We start from the raw sequence: 18,856 nt of genomic DNA on the forward strand, positions 1-18,856 counted from the left end.
TTAAAGTTAGGATACTTAGTACGAACAGCAAAGAAATTGGTAAAAGCTGTTTGTAGGTGTCTTAACCCTTGTTGTAAAGGTACACAGCTTACTTCATTGAGAAAGTCTAATTCTTCTTGTTTTTTCCACTCGGTTAGCACCGAAGACGTTTGAGCGTATCCTACTCTTTCTTGCTTTCCGTACCATGCTTGTGTTCTGAGATGGAGTGCCTTATTGTAAACCAATCTTACACAGCCCAAAGTGCGCCGCAATAGCGACTCTTGTTCGGGTGTGGGGTAAAATCGAAACGAGTAGGCTTTTTCCATGTCTCACATTCTGGCATATATTCCGTAAATGTGCTAATATTTAACGGTAAAGCCAACCTAGAACGACGGGGTTTCAGACCCAAAATTTTCGATGATTACATCCGTTCCGAGTTCTTCGATTCTCTTGGTGGGAATTGAGGAGAATATCGCTAAACTAGCTAGTGCGGACTTGAAAGAAGCAGGTTATCGTCCCCTGATCGTGCCTAGCATTGATAGCGTTTTCCCAGAAGTGGAAAGTTGGCAGCCAGCGATGATTATACTCGATCGCTTCCTCGCAGCGGAGGCTGGTGTGAATTTTTGTCGTCGTTTACGTTCCCAGGGAAGTCGCGTTTATATTATTTTGTTAGTATCTCAAGAAACCCTAGAAGAACGTCTGGCCTGTTTGGAAGCGGGAGCCGACGATTATTTTCTCAAACCCTATAATTCGCCATCTTTTCTCAAATTAATCCGTTTTTACCTGCAACCTCTGGAAATTATCCCCGAACAATTGCGTTTTGGTGACTTAGTATTAGATTTAGCCAGTCGTCGTCTCTCCTATAAAAACAAAAATATTGAGTTGACGATGAAGGAATTTGAACTGCTGCGCTACCTCATGATTCACCCCAAAGAAGTATTATCGAGGGAGAAAATTCTCGAAAATGTCTGGGGAGACGAATTTCAAGGAGAATCAAACGTTATTGAGGTGTATATTCGCTATTTACGCCTGAAGATGGAGGCTGGTGGTCAAAAACGCCTCATTCATACCGTGCGTGGTGTGGGCTACGTTTTACGGGAATCTTAACAGTAATCAGTGATCAGTGATCAGTAATCAGTAATCAGTAGATTATTTTTATTTATTCTCCCCACACCCCACACCCCACACCCCACACCCCACACCCCACACCCCACACCCTACACCCCACACCCCACACCCCACACCCCACCACCCTAGTCAAGCGCTGCTATTCAATCTGGATGGAGTTGGGGGAATCGATAGGAGGGGTGGAACTTCCCGGGGTGATAGTTTGACGGTATTGACTATAAAGACGGTCGCGCCAAGCAAAAAAGCCCTCGTAGGCGCTATTATCGGCTAACCCCGGAATCCCCTTGCCTTGCAATTCCCTGGGTAAGTTGAGATAGGAACCCTGGGGAAACTGAAGCAGCACACTTAATCCCGCCACGGCTAAATCGGCTAAAGTGGGCTGATCCCCGACTAAATAGGGACGATTGGTTAAAATGAGGTTCAAAGCTTCTAAATCCTGTTGTAGCCCCTTTTTCGCTGTATTGATAGCATCTTTTCCCAGACCTACACCCGCCCCCAAAATATCAATTAATTCCCCCGGCACAGAACCCAGCAACAAGCGCATAAAATCGGGAGTTTCCCGGGGTAAAAAAGCGGTACGAAAGTTTTGATTTTGGGCAAAAGCGCCGAGAAAAGCGGTTCTTCCTTTTAATCCCAGGGATTCATCGGCCCATTCTTCGATTAATAAACATTGACCCCGTTGTAGGGGATCTGTGGGGATAATTGGTTTTTCAGGATACTTGCGATCGAGATAAAAAGCAATCTCCGTCGAGTCAGCAATATAAGTATCGCCATCCTTGAGGACGGGAACCTGTCGCTGTCCGGAAAGACGGAATAATTCCAATTGTCCCACCCCTGGCACCACGTCCTTTTTTTTATAGGCAAGTCCTTTATAGTCGAGGATGAGACGGACTTTCTCACAATAGGCGGATAATTCAAATTGGTAGAGTTCTAGCATGGGATGATATGGCCTCTCGATAAATCAGTTTCTCCCTGATTACTCTAACCCTATCGGGCATCGGTCGTCTAAACTTAAAGACTTTACTCCGATTTTGCTCGAACATTTGTACTAAAAACGAGAAAGGCGAAAAAATAATCGTTTGCTAATTTTAGGGACCAGATCCGGCAACCCCAACTCAATAGTGCCACGCTTTTAGGTTAGGATATTTTCACGCACTAAAAGCGAGGAATAACTTATATATTCTGGCAAGCTGACTTGCGAGAGACCAATAGCATACCGCTATAGTAGAGGCGTGCGCGGCTGGCTCCTTTCTCGGATCAGAGGTTCCTATGCAATTATCCATCGACGTTTTTAATGATGTAGTTCGCTATCTCGACAGCCACGAAGAAAAATTACGGATCAAAAAATTAATCTTTTGTATCTGTAAAAAATATTGGGAAAATGAGCCTAATATTTTGAACAGTGTGGCTATGGAAGACTTGGTGAAGGAGTTAGTGCAACTCAAAACTAATAAAGAACAATTAACTTTTTCTGTTTATAAATTAGTTAAAACCCTCAATCGTCCTAAAGTTTATCTGGGAGTAGCCACGGTTATTATCGAGCAAATCAGTCAATTATATAGTAATATGGCTGCCGCCTACGACAATCAATTATTACTGGTAGAGCCAGAAGTTAACCCTAGCTTCACCACCGTTAATAATGATGTCAACAACGAGGAAGATAATTTATTAAGACAGGTGGTTAGTGGAATAGAAAATCATCGAGAGACAGCGAGAATTCAAAAATTAATGTTTGCCGCTTGTAAAAATCCTTGGGAAAACGATCAAGCGGTGATTAATAATTATGGCTTAAAAAATATTGTTTTAGAACTTCAGCGAAACAATCCCAATTTCCTAAGCTTGCGACAAACTCTCAAGCAAATTGCCGAAAATATTAATAAAAAAGCTCTCTACCTAGCCCTAGCCGATATTATTCTTGCCCAGCTAGAGCCTCTCTACGATACTGATAACGATGACGAAGAAGAGGATAATGAGTCAAAAAGTCAAATCTTGAACACTCAAATAGTTGATCTAAAGAATGATTCTGATTCTGCGGCTAAAACCAGAGCTTTCTCCGCCTCTAGAAGTGAACCTGTGGATTTTTCCTCTTCGATCATCAATCTAAATGAACGGCAATTAGTCATGGAATTGCCCTTTGCCGAGCCGGCTTCCTCAAATAACAACCCCAGTAATTTCCCACAAATTCCCGCCTACGACCCCTTTGAAATTCGTTTAGAAATTTTCCAGTATGCTAATCCTTTACGAGCCAAAATATTGATTTTCTCGCTCCTATTTCATCCTTGGGATCGGAGCGGTCAAGATTGGTCAACTCTGCGAAGTTATACCCTAGAAGATTTACTAAAACAACTCATCCAAAGTGGGAAATCCCTCCAGGATATCGAAGTTCAACTATACAATATTGCTCAAACCCAAATGGATACGGATGCTAACGTTCAAACCGCCAGTATTCTGGTGCAAACTTTACAAAAAATTCTTTAATTTTTTACCAAAATTTATCTGGATATTCTACCTATGAAACCCAACGAATTAATTGCACGTTATGCCGCGGGAGAAACTCAATTTAGTGGCTTAAAATTACCCGGAGTTAATTTAGTTGGTGCTGACTTAATTGGCATTGTTTTAAATGAAGCAGATCTGCACGGAGCCAATCTTCTCTTTACCTATCTTAACCGGGCTAATCTCGCTCAAGCTAATCTTGTGACAGCTAATTTAAGCGGTGCTAGTCTCAACCAAGCTGACTTAAATGGGGCAGATTTACGCAGTGCCAATTTACACGGAGCGATGCTACAAGGGGCTAATCTTCGTGATACCGATATAACCCTAGCGACGTTACTTGATGCTAACTTAATCGGGGCGGATTTACGGGGGGCTAATTTAAGTGGTGCTAACCTCACTGGTGCTTGTTTGCGGGGAACAAATATGCGTCAGGAAAAGAAAAATCATAAGACTAATTTACAAGGAGCTAATTTCTCCCGCGCCGACCTGCAAGGGGCTAATATGAAAGGGGTTGATCTGGTGCGAGCAAATCTAGTAGGAGCCAATTTAAAGGAGGCTAATTTGTGCAATGTTGACCTCAGAAAAGCGGATTTAACTAATGCTAATCTCCAAGATGCTTTACTTACTGAGGCTAATTTAATCGGGGCGCGTTTAGTGGGGGCAAATCTAGCGGGAGCCAATTTAGTGCGGTCAAAAATGACCGATACGGAAGCAATGCAGGCAAATTTCCATAGTGCAATTATGACTCAAATAAAACTCGATCAAGCTAATCTTAGTCAAGCTAATTTTCAAGCAGCAAGAATGAATCATGCTGACTTAAGAAGGGCTAATCTTTCAAGAGTTAATTTCAGCGAAGCGGATTTAGTCGATGCTTTCTTTGCTAGATCAAATCTCACCGGTGCCGATTTAAGTAATGCTAATCTAACTGGTGCCGAGTTAATGAGTGCTAATCTGATGGGAGTTAACTTCCGCGGTGCAATTATGCCCGATGGCCGGATTAATAATTAAAATTACTAGACAGTGTTGTTGGCAATTATTCCGGTATAATTGAAGGTAGAATTGAGGGTAATCTTATGGTTGAGCCAGTAATTATTGCAGAAGATATGGGCAAAATCTACACCACCATTACAGTTATCAATCGCGCGGATCAAATTTTAGCGGCGGCGGCGGTGATTTCTCCCGATCAAATTCGCTCTCTTACCCTAGAAAATGTCTTGGTGGATACGGGGGCAACTACTCTTTGTCTAGTGCCGGAAGTAGTCTCCCGCTTGGGTTTACAGCTTTTAAAAGAAGTAGATGTGGCTACGGCTAAAGGCATAGGAAAAGCGAGAATTTTTCGCGATGCCACCTTGATTATCGCGGGACGGGAAGGAACTTTTGAATGTTTGGAATTACCTGGAGGTCAAAACAATTTATTAGGAATAATTCCTTTAGAAGCTTTGGGATTAGAACAGGATCTTCGCAACCAAAAATTGCGAGTTTTACCCACGGAATCCTCCGAGACTTATTTAACAATTTTATCGAACAAAATAGCTCTATAAAATCACTTTTTGTCTGACTGTTCCTGCTCTTTCAGCTATAGCGATAATCTCGATTTCTTGACCAGAAACTCCCTTAATCACCCATTCCACCGTACGGCGATAATCTAAACCGTGAGCAAGACTACTATATACTTTATTTGAGCGCCCTTCTAAGTGACCGATTTCCTGCTCTAATTTTCCCACTATTAAACTCACCTCATCGGCTAAATTTAACTTGACTTGAATGGGACGAACAATCTTTCTTTCCAGTGCCTTTTTACTGGTATAAGTGGGTAAGAATCCCTGATTTTCCAACTGTAAAACCAGATGATAAATACCATTTCCCTCCGACTTAAGATCAAGACGAGAGATAGCTAAAAGAGGTGACATTAAAGCATGGGCAATAGTAAACTGACATTGTTTCTCACATAAATCCGGTAAATACTTTTCTGGGGCATTTTGCCAGACATTTTTAAAGTCCCAACCGCCAATTTCCACCTCTCCCAATTGGGGATGATGAAAACTTTGCCAATTAATAAAACCCTTTCCCGCTAAATTCTCATCATTCCAACGCTGTAACTTCAATTCATCTTCAAAAGGATGCCAGCGAAACCATTGAATATAATCATCTTTTTTCACTGCTGCTTGGGTGGGTGCATCCCATAACTCCACCGTAAAACCATACCAACCAAAATGATCGTAACCGTAATCATCCATGGCACCGTTAGTCACTTCTTTGGGATGATAACGAAAATCGTGATAGACAGAAACGCATTCATAACCAGTCATTGCTTTTCCCTTATCAGCAATATATTTATACATTTCTAAGTCTTCCACGGGGAAATATTCATCGGGATGGGTGCTATAGGGACGCAACATGACTGCTGAATAGGTATGATAGGTAACGAAGCCATTAATATTGGTGTTATTTGCCCAAAATTCGGCTTCTGCACGGGTTTCTGGCTCCGAAAAAGGAAAATTGCCAGCCCCCTGTTGTTCCCCTTCAGGAACCCAATAAACGGGATAATTGCGGTTAAAATCCAGACCCTCTAGGGTGGGGGCAGTGGTAAAATTATAGCCATCGTAATCGCGGATTAAACCTTCGGTGAGCAAAGTGTAAAAAGTTCCTTCAAATTCCTCCGGTTCGCGACGCACCATAATGCGAGGATCTTGTTCAGAAATTTTCCAAGCGCCACAGGTATCTTTTTGGCGCATTTGTAAGATTAAACCATCGCCGTTAATATCTTCAGGATATAGCCCCGGTTTCTCATCCGTGTGGGGATAGGGCCGAATACTCGATCGTAACATATAGGGAGTGGTGAGATATTTTTCTGCTCCATCCACGGCTAATCGCGGCAAAATATAGACAGTGTAATGGTCAAGAAGTCTGGTAATTGGGGAATTATGACCGTATTGGCGCAAAAGATGAGAGATAGTGTAGAGAGCGACGGCAGAGCCTGTTACTTCCCCCGCATGGGTGTTAGCATCAATCCAATAGGCAGGTTTTTCTAAATAGGGGCCTGTGGCTTGATTTGTGAGGGTAGTTAACCAGATATCTCGATTTTCGTAGCTTTTACCGATCGAGGTGAGGCTAATTAAATTAGGATAGGATGAGGCTAGGTTTTTCAGGAAAGAAACTAATTCGGCGTAGGGGTAATAGTGGCTAAAATCAAACATAATCTTCTGCAACTAAAAAAAGGAGTCTCGGGTTAATTTGAGAAAATATAGGATAATAAAAGTAAAAAACTATGGATAGTCAAGATATCGCTCGCTATATCGAAGAAACTAACGGTATTTCTAAGCCTTGGCTGTTGGTGCAATTGCGTCTCAAAAAACTGCAAGAACGTCGTGCCAGTCTTTCCCAACAGGAATATATCCAAGAATTGGATGATATTCAGCAAGACTTAATGAAATTGGGCGAATGGTGGCGAGGAATCGAGTCAGAAGTCTTTAAACCCTAAGCGGTGGCGATAATCTGTAATACTCGCGGTAAATCCTCAAATTCGCCGATGATGCGTTTCACCGGTTGCGGCCAAACCCGGACTAAAGTGGGAATAGCAGAGACATGATTAGATTCCGCTTGTTCTGGATGCTTAGAGATATCGATCACTTTCAGGGTATAGGGATGGTGTAATTCTCGCTCTAGAAGCTGATGGATCGATTCTAGGGTGTGTTTAGTATTGGCATTATTACCGGAGACAAATAACCGCAAAACATAACCCTTGGGACTAGGGTTAGTATAGTCAGAGTCAGCACTAATCCCCGAAGTCGTTGCGGGGCGTTCCTGATAACGGAGAATCAGATCGTGGGATTGCCAAAGTTGGGGAAACTGCTGACGATAGGTTTCTAAGATAGTGGGATTAGAGGATTGTTCCTGCCAAGGTACAGTAAACCAAGCTCGCTCGTCCGTGGCGAAAATAGCATTTAATAAAGGCTGATAGCGACGGACAAGGGGATAGACTTCGGCTCTAGTATGAATACGGTGACTGTAGGGATCTCGCCAGCGATCGATGGTAGCGGTAAAACTCGGAACTAAAAAATGGGGGGGTTCTGGCAACCCTAAAGCGGACTGGAGAGCAGCGCAGAGATTCAGATGCCAATGAGTTTGTTTATCAGGATCGATACAGTAAATCAGGTCGCCCCCGGGGGTAAACAGGGCGATGCCTTTAAAAATATCGGGCAACACAATCGCGGAAGTGGTCACTTGAGGGGTTCCCCTAGGGAATCAATAGGAGCTTCTATTTTTCTAGACTACTAAACTCTTGACCCCTCAAGAATTTCCTTCAGGGTTTTTCTAGATTCTACCCCGCAGCATCATCGCCAGTTCATTGGGAACCGGGGACATTTCCAGGGCGACCTCATCGTTAATCCGTCCCTCTTGATAGAGGTTAAACAGAGATTGATTAGTGGTAATCATGCCATGGTATTCGCCATCTTTCATTAATTCGAGAATTTCGTCATTTTTGCCGCTGCAAATGTAATCTTTGACGGTTTCTGTGTTGACGAGAATATCGTGAAAAGCGGCCCGTTTACTGTCGGTGGTACGACATAAACCCTGGGAAATAATACAAACCAAGGATTCTGCGAGCGCCACCTGCATGGATTCCCGTTCCTCGGCGGTATAAAGAGTTAAAATCCGCTCCAGGGTTTTTACGGCGCTGTTGGTGTGCAGGGTTCCCATGACTAAGTGACCGGTTTGGGCAGCTTTCAGGGCAGTATTAACGGTGGATTTGTCCCGCATCTCCCCCACCAGAATAATATCTGGGTCTTCCCGCAAAGAGGCTTTTAGGGCATTATCGAACTCATGGGTGTGCATTCCCACTTCCCTTTGTTTGATCAAACTGCGACGACTTTGATGGACAAATTCGATCGGGTCTTCGATGGTGATAATATGTTTGGCGTGTTCTTTATTGATGTAATCGATCATTGCCGCTAGGGTGGTGGATTTCCCTGAACCCGTCGGACCGGTGATTAAAATCAATCCTTTATGCACATCGCACACATTCCGGAACACCGCCGGTAAGCGCAATTGTTCCATAGTGAGGATTTTCAGGGGAATTAGACGCAAAACCATGCCCGGACCGCGCAGACTTTCAAAGATATTAATCCGCACTCTAGCGAATTCGTACTGAGTTGCACCGTCAAATTCTAGGTCTTTTTTAAAACGAAGGATTTCTTCTTCTCCTAGAATTTCCCGTAACCAACTATAAAAAGTGTTGATGTCAATTTCGGGATAGTCGAGAATGAGCATTTCACCACGATCCCGCATCCGGGGTTTTTCTCCAACTCCCAGGTGAACGTCCGAATAACCCCGATCAAAGGCCATCCGGATCAAATGTTCTAAGGTGGGTTGATTGGGAGCGCGACCCGGCCGGGGTGGGGTTTGGGGAGAAGCAGCCTGACTGGGAGTGCGATTTTGGGGAGGACGTGGGGCGGGAATTTGACCATTTTGCGGCATATTCGGCACGTTTTTGGTCGGTGTCGCCACTTGTTGCGTCATTTCTTCAGTTATCCCCATGCTGATTTCCGTGATTAACTCTGAGGGAGGTATCGGGATGGAGGGAACCGGCAGCGGCTGCAGTGGTCGCGAGGAAGAATTGGGATTTTGACTCATGAGAAATAGGGGTTTTTCTTTTACTATTCCCCGATTGTACTAACATCTCATCCCCAATTTCTCAATTCCTCACAGACGCTAGATTGAGGAGCAAGGAACCAGTAGTCTCCGAGTCAGGGGAATTAAGAGTGAACAGTAATCAATCTATCTCCCTCAGAGGCTATAGTAACTATAATCACCCTTTCAGACCCCAAAATTGTTACAATGGAGGTTTAGGGCTGATGATTTTGGCTACTCAAGTTTGAGTGAGTTTGACTTGAAATATAAAAACAAAAATTACAAGGATAATTTTTGTTTTTCGTAACGTTTAAAAATATCGTTAGTAATTTTAATGGCTTTTTCATTGTGGCTGGCTAAACACAAAGTATATAAAGCGGCATTCTTAGAATTTTTCATGATAACTGGGTTGCTAACGTAGGGAAAAAGTGTTTTTAATCTTTCTGTATATAAATCTGCTAATCTATCGGCAGAGATTGTGTTACGACTGGCATTAGGTTCTTGATTATCAAACAAATTTAATTGAATATTTTGTGGTAATTGGTAAAGTTTCTCTAGCCAATCTACGTTTCCCATTACTTTATCCAACTGTTCTACTACCTCTGTTTTTGGTTCTTTATCTTTTAGCAAAAGCCGAGTAACGCCCATCACCGAAAAGTTAATAAAAATATCACAAGCTTTAGTTTCAGCTAGTTGAGTGATAGTTTGCCAATCTACTTGTAATCCATAGGGGTCTAAAAAAACAAATGCTCGTCGAGGAGATTTTTTCTTGAGCGATAAATTAGGAAGGATATCGTTGCATAAAATCTCGTTACAGTCACCCCGACGGACATGAATTTCACGGTCGGGAAACTCGTCACATAAACGTTCTAAACGTTCGGTGCGTTGAGGGGAAGCATCAATAAACCAGTAACCATCAAATGGTGGTTCTGTTCGTAAAGCACGCAGGGGAGAACCTTCAATATATCGTTGTTCATCTTCCTTCGCTGTTGGGCTCACGGAACCAGCAAAAGCGTCTATATAGTAATAAGCTTTAAGCCAAGGTTTTTTTCTGGGATTCTTGGGAGTTTTTTGATTGTTCATGATCACAGAATAAGCATTGAGATACTGAGCGAGTAAATCTAATTTATCCTCAGACCATTTACCAATAATATCTTCGCCTTCTTGGCCTCGTTGACTCATATCGATAACTTTGTTTAGGTCAATGTTAATAAATTATCTTGTTCTTGATTTTTTGAGAGTTTTTTTAGGGAGGAACCTGCTCTGATTGTCCATTTAGCCTTGTGTTCGTTCCAAGCCACAGGCATTTCATCCCAAATACGCTCATCAAGCATTCTACCACCAGCTTTGGAATAGTTACCACCCCACTGCTTAAAGAAAAAAGCGACTTTAGATTCTCTGGTTTGAGCCAAAATTTCCCTAACCCAATCTGGCTCTATGGGACGATGTTGATAGCCTGATTCACCGCCAACAATAACCCAATCAATCAGTGATAAATCCAGATTTAGTGGACCTAAAAGAGGTTCACAGGAAAGAAAACGTACCTTAGCTGGTACTGTTTTTAAAGCCTCAATTCTATGGGTATATTGCTGACTTTCTACAGAGACACCCATCCAGATATTTTCTGACCATTCCAGTTTATCTGCTAAAGTTGCTAGTTTTTGAGCGCGCTTAGTTAAAATTTGATAAATATGCCAGGGCGTATCTCGCATCACTGCAAAGATTTCCCGTAAATAGCCAAAGTCTAAATCTTCATGAAAAAGATCACTCATTGAATTGACAAAAATTCGACTTGGTGTGCGCCATTTTTTCGGCTGTTCTAGTCTTTCTCGATGAATAGTAAAATTAAAACCAGTGGGGAAACTTGCTGAAAAACGCATTGTTATTGCTTCTGCATAGCAATTACGACACCCTGGACTCACTTTTGTACAACCAGTGGTAGGGTTCCAGGTTTTGTCCGTCCATTCGATACCAGTTTTACTGCTTGACATTTTTTTACCAGATACTTCAATATGAAGTTAAACTTTTAACAAAGTATTATAGTACAAATTATCTAAATAGGATCAAAGGCTGACAAAAATTAATGCTACTGCCAGCTCTCTCCCGATCTCCCCCAGAGGCTATAGTAACTATAATCACCCTTTCAGACCCCAAAATTGTTACAATGGAGGTTTAAAGCTGGTTATTTTGACTACTCATTTCTGTGTGATCGTCAGTCTTAGGAGCGTTAAATACGATGAATAGTCTGCCAAGTTCAGTCGAACGGGAAAATTTAGGACAAATTTTGTTAGAAAATCTCCAAGATATTACAGATAAACTCAATCAAATTGTCACCGATTCTGATCGGATAATACTGGATAATTTACTACAAGAAACTCAAATTTTAGTTGAGCAAGTTAAGGATAACTCTAAAACTTATCAAGCAAGAGCCGATATATTTTGTCAAATTGATGAATTATGGTTTCAGGTATGGGAACAATATAAGAATGAGGTTTCGGCAATAAATTTGATTGAGATTATCAATGAATTTACCGATAGAGTAACTGCCTATGCTAAATTATTTATCGGCCTTGCTCAGATCAATGAGGGAAAGACTGGTGAAGAAAAAGCCGATTTAATCAGAGTGGTGGAAGGTTCACGCCTTCTCTCAGAAACGATAGATGTGTTTATTGATATGTTTGCCGATTCAGAACTAGAGCAAATTAACAAGTTTGCTCAGAATGCTCTCTCGTTTTCTAATCGTACTATAACCGAATATTTCCAAGATACTGACAAATGTTTAGTCACACAACTGAGAGCCTATTATAGTTTAATAATTTTCAGAATTAAAGAGCGATTTAATCCTAAGAATGTATCCTCAGAAACTACTTCTCATTCCCTAACAGATAATTTCAATGATCTTGATGCCTCTAGACAAAATTTAACAGGTTTGGTCGATTTGGAAACTGAAAAATCTTCGTCTGAAAACTGGTTAGATAATCTTTCTGGATCAATTTCTGATCAGGAGGCTTTTGAGAAAGCATTAGAATATGGGCGTGTTTTTCGTCAGAATGTATCCTCAGAAACTACCTCTCATTCCCTAACAGATGATTTAAGCGATCTTGATTCTTGGACAAGAAACTTAGTGGGAGTTGTCGATTTAGGCTCAGAAGACCCAAAAGAATCGTATATTGATTATTTAGTGGAGAAGTATCAGTGAAACGAGTCTTATTCGACAGTGATGTATTGCTAGATGTTTTGGGTAAGCGTGAACCACATTTTCAAGCATCTGTACAAGCATTAAATACAGTTAAGACAGGTAAAACTCAAGGATATATTTCTGGTCATGCCGTCACTAATATTTATTATATTTTGTCAAGAGAAAATGGAAGATAAAGCTCAAGAAAATTGGTTATAAGTCTTCTAGAGAATTTGCCAGTTGCTAGGGTGACAGATGCAATAATTAGGCAAGCATTGCCAAGTCCGATGAAAGATTTTGAAGATGCCGTTACCAGTGCCGTTGCTGAATCGGAAAAGCTAGAAATAATCATAACGCGAAACCTAAGAGATTTTGCTGTTTCCCCTGTTCCCGCAATGCTACCAGTAGATTTTTTATTGACCCTTTAACTAATGCTTCGGTAAACGTAAACCATCCGATCGCATAGGGATTAAAATCTGAGTTAAACTGCGTAATTGTTCGGCCGTTCCCATACAAATTAATAAATCCCCGGCCATTAATTCCGTATCGCCAGTCGGTCCCCCTATTAGCGTACCATCAGCGCGACGTATAGCCAAAACTAACGCCCCCGATCGATATCTTAAATGTGCTTGACTAAGACTTAAACCGACACAGGGACAAGTCCTCGGATCGATTAAAAATTCTTCCATATAAAACGATCGATCGGTTCCGGTTAAAATCCCATCAACAAAATCCATCACCTGGGGTCGTAGGGCTGCGGCCGCTAATCTTCTACCGCCGGTAATATAGGGAGATACCACCGCATCGGCCCCGGCCCGTTGTAATTTTTGTACTGCTTCCTCGGTACTGGCCCTAGCAATGGCGCGGATTTTCGGATTAAGAGTTTTAGCAGACAAAACTGTATATAAATTCTCCGCATCGGAAGTTAAAGCGGCCACAATACAAATAGCGCGTTCAATTCCTGCCATTTGTAAAGATTTATCTAAGGTGGCATCTCCTTGAACAACAATATAATTTAATTCTTTGGCCCGATTTACCTGTAGGGGGTCTGTATCAATGACTACAAAAGGAATATTTTCGGCGTGAAATTCGATCGCCACCTGTCTGCCTGTGCGACCCAAACCACAGATGATATAGTGTTCCGATAGTCGATCGATCACGCGTTTCTCCTGTCTCTGTTTGAGTCCCTCTTGAAAATAGCCTTGAATTAAAGCTTCGGTCAAGCGATTAACAATATAACCGATCGTGATTACTCCCATCACGATCAAAACCATTGTAAACAGTCGTCCCCGTTCACCTAGGGGATTAATTTCGCCAAAACCGACGGTAGCGAGGGTACTAATCGTCATATAGGCCGAATCTAGCCAACTCCAACCCTCGATCAGATGATACCAAAGCGTACCCAGCAAAAATACCACAATCAGGGCAAAAATTCCCCCGATTAATTCCTGACGCAGCCGACGATATTTATCTTCACTGATAGACAAGCAAAATTCACCCCTAAGACTGTCTAGTAAATTACAATAAAATCAGTTTTTAATCTAAATAACCCGTCCTTCTCAGACGGATTTGATTATAATTTCCCCTATCTCAAGGTCGCGAGAGGACTCCCGTTAGAGCCGCCCTTGCTTAAAGGGAGATGAATCGCGACCAAAGTGAAACTAACGCGGTAGCGTTTCCACTTTCGAGGAATTTCGCTAGAATACAGAAAGCGGTAAAGCGCGTAAAGTATCACGGAAACCTCCCGATCCTTTGTACCTCGGAACAAATATCGCCCTTGAAAATGTAATGGTGACGGGTCAAGCAGCATAGAAGCTTAACAGCTAAGGTCAATTCTGCCCACAAATAAAATTCAGCACCGTCCGGGCAGTCGGTAGACGTTAAACCAAAACGCTTGTGGATTCGGTCTGACGGGGGCATAGTCTTCGGATTGTGTCTAGTTAAGAGGAGTAGAAGCAAGAATCTCCCGTCACAGCGTAGCTTGACGGCGAGAGTGTCAAGTCTAATCGCGCAGGAGTTCCCCAGTGAGTCCAGAAACCCTTTTAGAACCAACCCTAGTTGATCCCACTCCCAATTTAAACCCGAATCAACCCTTCGATCGAGATAGTTTTAACAGCTATGTGATGAATACTTATGGTCGCTTCCCTATTGCGATCGCCAAAGGGTTAGGCTGTCTTCTCTGGGATACTTCCGGTAAACAATACCTTGATTTTGTTGCGGGAATTGCCACCTGTACCCTCGGTCACGCTCACCCCGCTTTAATTGCAGTGGTTAGCCAGCAAATCCAAAAACTCCATCATGTCTCGAATTTATACTATATTCCCGAACAAGGGGAACTAGCTAAATGGATTGTCGATCATTCCTGCGCTGATAAAGTCTTTTTCTGTAATTCTGGTGCGGAAGCGAACGAAGCGGCGATTAAATTAGTACGAAAATATGCCCATACGGTGCTAGATTTCCTCGAACAGCCGGTTATTTTAACCGCTCACGCTAGTTTTCACGGTCGGACTTTAGCTACCATCACCGCAACCGGTCAACCGAAGTATCAAAAAGACTTTGAACCCCTGATGCCGGGGTTTGCCTATATTCCCTATAATGATATCGAAGCGGTGGAAAATGCGATCGCTGATCTCGATGAGGGTAATCGTCGGGTGGCTGCGATTATGTTGGAACCCTTGCAGGGTGAAGGGGGAGTTCGTCCGGGGGATATCGAATATTTCCAACGTTTACGGCAAATTTGCGACGAAAATAACATTTTGCTTGTCTTTGATGAAGTACAGGTGGGAGTCGGAAGAACTGGTAAACTCTGGGGTTATGAGAATTTAGGAGTAGAACCGGATATTTTCACTTCTGCTAAGGGTTTAGCGGGTGGTATTCCCATCGGTGCGATGATGTGCAGAAAATTCTGTGATGTGTTTGAACCGGGTAGTCATGCGAGTACCTTTGGAGGTAATCCTTTCGCTTGTGCCTCAGCTTTAACAGTATTACAAACCATTGAACGGGATCATATTCTCGAAAATGTCCAGCACCGAGGGGAACAATTACGCAGCCGTTTACGCGTGATTGCTTCTCAATATCCCCATCTATTTGTCGATGTGCGCGGTTGGGGTTTAATTAATGGTCTGGAAATTAATTCAGAAAGTGAGTTGGTTTCATCTACCATTGTTAATGCAGCTTTGACAGAGGGTTTATTAATTGCTCCGGCCGGTCCGAAAGTTCTCCGTTTTGTACCTCCTTTAATTGTCTCGGAAACAGAAGTAGATGAGGCTATGGATAAACTAGAAGTTGCTATCGCTAAAGTGGTTTAATTTCAGTTATCAGTTATCAGTTATCAGATGTAAGTTTTAAGTTGACAGTTTCCAGTTATGAGTCAATTCTTTTTGAGCTTTATCCCCCTAACTGTCACCTTTTCACTGGACTAGGGGAGGATAAATCTACTGTTGTTCGGGGTAAATAAAATGATCACTTCTGAACCTATTTATTCCCTCCCTAAAACCCCTCCTTTAGAAAATGGGGATCAACTAAGTCGCCAGGAATTTGAGTGCCGTTATCAGAACCTTTCTGAAATAAAAAAAGCCGAATTAATTGAAGGAATAGTTTATATGTCTTCTCCTGTGCGAGTGCAGAGTCATGGAGAACCTCATTCTGATATTTTAACTTGGTTAGGGGTCTATAAAGCTGCCACAATTGGGGTGATGTCTGCGGATAATACCACAGTGCGTCTGGATGCGGATAATGAGGTACAACCGGATGCTTTACTAAGAATTAAAATTGCTGGACAATCAACTATTAGTAACGATGATTATATCGAAGGTGCGCCAGAATTAATCGTAGAAATCGCCGCTTCTAGTGCTTCCTATGATCTCCACAATAAATGGCGAGTTTATCGTCGTAATCAAGTGCAAGAATATCTTGTTTGGCGAGTTTATGAACGTCAATTAGATTGGTTCCGATTAAATGCTGGAGAATATATTAAACTTGAACCCGATAGTCGAGGGATAATTTACTCGCAGGTTTTCCCTGGTCTTTGGTTAGATGTTAATGCTTTATTAGCGGGTAACTTAGGACAGGTTTTGACAGTTTTACAGCAAGGTTTAGCCAGTCAAGAACATCAAGATTTTCTGAAGATATTATCTCAAAAAAAATAGTAATTGATATTTAAATATATGAATTGGCATCCTGACGCTTATCAAGCTTTAATTGCCGAAGATTATCCTCAAGCTGCGGCAATCTACGAGGAACTAATCGATAACAATCCCGAAAATATTTCTGACTATTGGTACTTGGGAGTTGCCTATCTTCTGCAAAATTTAGAAGCAGCAGCACAGGTGATGTGGCAAAATGTTTTCAGGGAAGGAAATCCCGAACAAGTTAAGCAATGGCAAGCAGAATTAGAAGCAGTTTTAGACGCAGAAGCGCGACGACAACAAAGCAAAGGTGATCTGGCAGCTGTAGAATATCTTCGCTATCATCTACAGGAAATTGTTCCCAAGTCAATTAATAATTTATTAGCTTTATTCGACTTAGCTTTAGATTTAGAAATATTCGATCCAGAAGAACTACTTAATTATCCTATTCAAGACAATCTCAGATATAATCCTAACCGAGAATTGCTTTTAAATGTAGTTCTCAAAAGTCTTTTATATCCCCACGAATTAACTTTAGATTTAGCTCAAGCAAGTTTACCCTACCTAGAGGAATTAGCTGATAGTTTTATCCCGCAAGCTTTTCAGATAGCGGCACGAGTCACCAACGAGCAACAAAGTCCCACTTTTGGAGTAGAAATTATTAAACTTTGTCTGCAATTAAGACCAAATGATCTGAGTCTTTTAGAACAGTTAGTTAACCTCTATATTTTAGCCGAAGACTTTGATAATTCTTTGATAACTGCCTATCAATTGCGAGAAATTTGTCTAAATCCAACCCTAAAGTTATACAGTAATTATCTAATTTTGTTAATACTTTTGCGCTGGGGAGTTTGGCAAGAAATTGAGCATATTTATCAAGAATATCAGAATTTATTACAGGAATTAATCCGTCAGAAAAATATCACTTTAGAACCAATTATTAAAACTAGCTTTCTCAATGTTTCTAGTCCTTTACCCTACCTAGGCGATCGAGCCTTAGCCAATCGACAATTAACCAATCGCGTCGCCGAAATTTTCCTTGATAATAATAGTTTTAAAACTCCTTTGCTTACGATCAAAAAAGTTCCAGAAAAACTAACGATCGGTTATCTTGCCAGTACCTTAAAACATCATTCCGTCGGTTGGTTAAGTCGTTGGTTAATTCACCATCATGATCGAGAAAAATTGCAAATAGCCATCTATACTATTAACCAAAAAGAAGATGAAATTACCCGTCAATGGTTCCGGGATAGCCGAGATATTATCCGTCATTTTCCCTACGCTCAAAATCCCCTAGAAGTTGCCCAACAAATTCAACAAGATCAGATAGATATTCTGGTAGATTTAGATAGTTTAACCCATAATCTCACCAATCAGATTATGGCGCTGAAACCCGCAGCAAAACAAGTGACTTGGTTAGGTTGGGATGCTTCTGGATTAGCAACTATTGATTACTATATCGCCGATCCCTACGTTTTACCCCAGCAAGCGGAGGAATATTATCGAGAAAAAATCTATCGTTTACCAGAGACATATTTAGCAGTGGATGGTTTTGAAATCGGCACTCCCAATCTACGTCGAGAAGATTTAGAAATTCCCCCCGATGCTACCATCTATTTTTCCGTACAAAGTGGCATGAAACGCCATCCTGATACCATTAAACTTCAGATGAAAATTCTCGCACAAGTGCCTAATAGTTATTTTCTGATTAAGGGAGTCGGTAAGACTGAAAAAATTCAAGAATTATTTACTGAAATAGCGATTCGGGAGGGAGTTAATCCCCAAAGATTGCGGTTTTTACCGAGAGATATAGATGAATATACCCATCGCGCTAATTTACAGATTGCCGATGTGGTGTTAGATACCTATCCCTACAATGGTGCTACCACCACCTTAGAAGTTTTATGGCAAGGAATCCCTTTAGTTACACTGGTAGGAGAACAATTTTCCGCCCGCAATAGTTATACTTTTATGATTAATGCTGGTATTGAAGTCGGAATTGGCTGGAATGAGACAGAATATATCGACTGGGGAGTAAAATTAGGACTCGATCGCTCCCTTCGTCAAGACATCAGCCATCAACTGTTAGGAAATCGTGACATAGCTCCCCTCTGGCAAGGGAAAAAATTCGCTCAAAATATGGAAAACGCCTATCTAAAAATCTGGGAGGGAAGTTGTTGACATCCTCGCCGCCGTAAAACGGACGGCGATTCCTCACCACGCCACCTTTTTAGAATGGTCGCTGAATGGGGTTGACGCTTCACGGGATGCTGCTACCTTAGCGGTAGTCTTACGCTTTCCTCTACGTCCGTTTAAA

The 18,856-nt window shown here is 41.8% G+C and carries 17 protein-coding genes and 1 pseudogene; 10 read left to right on the forward strand and 8 right to left on the reverse strand.

The genetic code is table 11. The features are described from left to right. Positions 1–305, reverse strand: a 305-nt coding sequence (locus tag IM322_RS17970) for a helix-turn-helix domain-containing protein (protein ID WP_287713284.1), incomplete at its 3' end; no start/stop codon positions are given. A 91-nt stretch (positions 306–396) separates the two neighbouring features. Between IM322_RS17970 and nblR the strand changes: the two genes are divergently transcribed. Next, positions 397–1,086, forward strand: coding sequence for a response regulator transcription factor NblR (gene nblR / locus IM322_RS17975; protein ID WP_287675133.1), 690 nt, complete (start codon positions 397–399; stop codon positions 1,084–1,086). A gap of 160 nt (positions 1,087–1,246) precedes the next feature. On the opposite strand, the gene IM322_RS17980 is transcribed toward nblR, so the two are convergent. After that, positions 1,247–2,044 carry a glutathione S-transferase gene (locus tag IM322_RS17980; RefSeq protein WP_287077957.1) on the reverse strand — a complete coding sequence of 266 codons (798 nt, stop codon included), beginning with the start codon at positions 2,042–2,044 and terminating at the stop codon, positions 1,247–1,249. A gap of 332 nt (positions 2,045–2,376) precedes the next feature. On the opposite strand from IM322_RS17980, the gene IM322_RS17985 reads away from it, so the two are divergent. From IM322_RS17985 to IM322_RS17995, 3 genes are all read left to right on the forward strand, one after another. Beyond that, complete coding sequence (locus tag IM322_RS17985; RefSeq protein WP_287675134.1) at positions 2,377–3,585, forward strand: hypothetical protein; 1,209 nt, start codon at positions 2,377–2,379, stop codon at positions 3,583–3,585. 33 nt (positions 3,586–3,618) lie between these two features. After that, positions 3,619–4,611, forward strand: a complete 993-nt coding sequence (locus IM322_RS17990) for a pentapeptide repeat-containing protein (protein WP_287675135.1) — start codon at positions 3,619–3,621, stop codon at positions 4,609–4,611. A 65-nt stretch (positions 4,612–4,676) separates the two neighbouring features. After that, positions 4,677–5,144: a retroviral-like aspartic protease family protein gene (locus tag IM322_RS17995; RefSeq protein WP_287675137.1), complete on the forward strand. Its 468-nt coding sequence runs from the start codon at positions 4,677–4,679 to the stop codon at positions 5,142–5,144. Here IM322_RS17995 and IM322_RS18000 read toward each other — a convergent pair. Then, positions 5,139–6,800: a M14 family metallopeptidase gene (locus IM322_RS18000; RefSeq protein WP_287675138.1), complete on the reverse strand. Its 1,662-nt coding sequence runs from the start codon at positions 6,798–6,800 to the stop codon at positions 5,139–5,141. The genes IM322_RS17995 and IM322_RS18000 overlap by 6 nt on opposite strands. 71 nt (positions 6,801–6,871) lie before the next feature. Between IM322_RS18000 and IM322_RS18005 the strand changes: the two genes are divergently transcribed. Further along, positions 6,872–7,084, forward strand: a complete 213-nt coding sequence (locus IM322_RS18005) for a hypothetical protein (RefSeq protein ID WP_002751038.1) — start codon at positions 6,872–6,874, stop codon at positions 7,082–7,084. Here IM322_RS18005 and IM322_RS18010 read toward each other — a convergent pair. The 4 genes from IM322_RS18010 to IM322_RS18025 all read right to left on the reverse strand — a co-directional run bounded on the left by IM322_RS18010 (position 7,081) and on the right by IM322_RS18025 (position 11,225). Beyond that, the gene (locus IM322_RS18010) at positions 7,081–7,827 is read right to left on the reverse strand and encodes a circadian clock KaiB family protein (RefSeq protein ID WP_002758959.1); all 747 of its coding nucleotides are present in this window, start codon (positions 7,825–7,827) and stop codon (positions 7,081–7,083) included. The two genes, IM322_RS18005 and IM322_RS18010, sit on opposite strands and share 4 nt — an antisense overlap. A gap of 90 nt (positions 7,828–7,917) precedes the next feature. Beyond that, positions 7,918–9,237 (reverse strand): type IV pilus twitching motility protein PilT, encoded by a 1,320-nt coding sequence (locus tag IM322_RS18015; RefSeq protein ID WP_287675139.1) that lies wholly within the window; start codon positions 9,235–9,237, stop codon positions 7,918–7,920. Positions 9,238–9,513: 276 nt separating this feature from the next. After that, positions 9,514–10,416, reverse strand: a complete 903-nt coding sequence (locus IM322_RS18020) for a three-Cys-motif partner protein TcmP (RefSeq protein WP_287675140.1) — start codon at positions 10,414–10,416, stop codon at positions 9,514–9,516. Between the two features lie 14 nt (positions 10,417–10,430). Continuing rightward, positions 10,431–11,225 carry a DUF5131 family protein gene (locus IM322_RS18025; protein WP_287675142.1) on the reverse strand — a complete coding sequence of 265 codons (795 nt, stop codon included), beginning with the start codon at positions 11,223–11,225 and terminating at the stop codon, positions 10,431–10,433. A gap of 245 nt (positions 11,226–11,470) precedes the next feature. On the opposite strand from IM322_RS18025, the gene IM322_RS18030 reads away from it, so the two are divergent. Next, positions 11,471–12,433 (forward strand): hypothetical protein, encoded by a 963-nt coding sequence (locus IM322_RS18030; RefSeq protein WP_353737530.1) that lies wholly within the window; start codon positions 11,471–11,473, stop codon positions 12,431–12,433. After that, positions 12,430–12,840: pseudogene (locus IM322_RS23485) on the forward strand (PIN domain-containing protein). Before IM322_RS18030 ends, IM322_RS23485 begins: the two are co-directional and overlap by 4 nt. Here the strand turns inward: IM322_RS23485 and IM322_RS18045 are convergent. Further along, a complete protein-coding gene (locus IM322_RS18045) occupies positions 12,841–13,899 on the reverse strand; it encodes a potassium channel family protein (RefSeq protein ID WP_286826474.1) in 1,059 nt (352 codons plus the stop codon). Positions 13,900–14,436: 537 nt separating this feature from the next. Between IM322_RS18045 and IM322_RS18050 the strand changes: the two genes are divergently transcribed. The 3 genes from IM322_RS18050 to IM322_RS18060 all read left to right on the forward strand — a co-directional run bounded on the left by IM322_RS18050 (position 14,437) and on the right by IM322_RS18060 (position 18,720). After that, positions 14,437–15,720: an aspartate aminotransferase family protein gene (locus tag IM322_RS18050; protein ID WP_286826473.1), complete on the forward strand. Its 1,284-nt coding sequence runs from the start codon at positions 14,437–14,439 to the stop codon at positions 15,718–15,720. Positions 15,721–15,870: 150 nt separating this feature from the next. Then, positions 15,871–16,560, forward strand: a complete 690-nt coding sequence (locus tag IM322_RS18055; RefSeq protein ID WP_286826472.1) for a Uma2 family endonuclease — start codon at positions 15,871–15,873, stop codon at positions 16,558–16,560. An 18-nt stretch (positions 16,561–16,578) separates the two neighbouring features. Beyond that, positions 16,579–18,720: an O-linked N-acetylglucosamine transferase, SPINDLY family protein gene (locus tag IM322_RS18060; RefSeq protein ID WP_287675148.1), complete on the forward strand. Its 2,142-nt coding sequence runs from the start codon at positions 16,579–16,581 to the stop codon at positions 18,718–18,720. Positions 18,721–18,856: the final 136 nt, after the last annotated feature.

The organism is Microcystis sp. M109S1 (assembly GCF_020247025.1).
GTDB lineage: Bacteria > Cyanobacteriota > Cyanobacteriia > Cyanobacteriales > Microcystaceae > Microcystis.

Bases quoted from the DNA above. Each gene is read 5' to 3' on its own strand.
- nblR (WP_287675133.1), top strand. From the start codon at position 397: ATGATTACATCCGTTCCGAGTTCTTCGATTCTCTTGGTGGGAATTGAG.
- IM322_RS17980 (WP_287077957.1), bottom strand. From the start codon at position 2,044: ATGCTAGAACTCTACCAATTTGAATTATCCGCCTATTGTGAGAAAGTC.
- IM322_RS17985 (WP_287675134.1), top strand. From the start codon at position 2,377: ATGCAATTATCCATCGACGTTTTTAATGATGTAGTTCGCTATCTCGAC.
- IM322_RS17990 (WP_287675135.1), top strand. From the start codon at position 3,619: ATGAAACCCAACGAATTAATTGCACGTTATGCCGCGGGAGAAACTCAA.
- IM322_RS17995 (WP_287675137.1), top strand. From the start codon at position 4,677: ATGGTTGAGCCAGTAATTATTGCAGAAGATATGGGCAAAATCTACACC.
- IM322_RS18000 (WP_287675138.1), bottom strand. From the start codon at position 6,800: ATGTTTGATTTTAGCCACTATTACCCCTACGCCGAATTAGTTTCTTTC.
- IM322_RS18005 (WP_002751038.1), top strand. From the start codon at position 6,872: ATGGATAGTCAAGATATCGCTCGCTATATCGAAGAAACTAACGGTATT.
- IM322_RS18015 (WP_287675139.1), bottom strand. From the start codon at position 9,237: ATGAGTCAAAATCCCAATTCTTCCTCGCGACCACTGCAGCCGCTGCCG.
- IM322_RS18020 (WP_287675140.1), bottom strand. From the start codon at position 10,416: ATGAGTCAACGAGGCCAAGAAGGCGAAGATATTATTGGTAAATGGTCT.
- IM322_RS18025 (WP_287675142.1), bottom strand. From the start codon at position 11,225: ATGTCAAGCAGTAAAACTGGTATCGAATGGACGGACAAAACCTGGAAC.
- IM322_RS18030 (WP_353737530.1), top strand. From the start codon at position 11,471: ATGAATAGTCTGCCAAGTTCAGTCGAACGGGAAAATTTAGGACAAATT.
- IM322_RS18055 (WP_286826472.1), top strand. From the start codon at position 15,871: ATGATCACTTCTGAACCTATTTATTCCCTCCCTAAAACCCCTCCTTTA.
- IM322_RS18060 (WP_287675148.1), top strand. From the start codon at position 16,579: ATGAATTGGCATCCTGACGCTTATCAAGCTTTAATTGCCGAAGATTAT.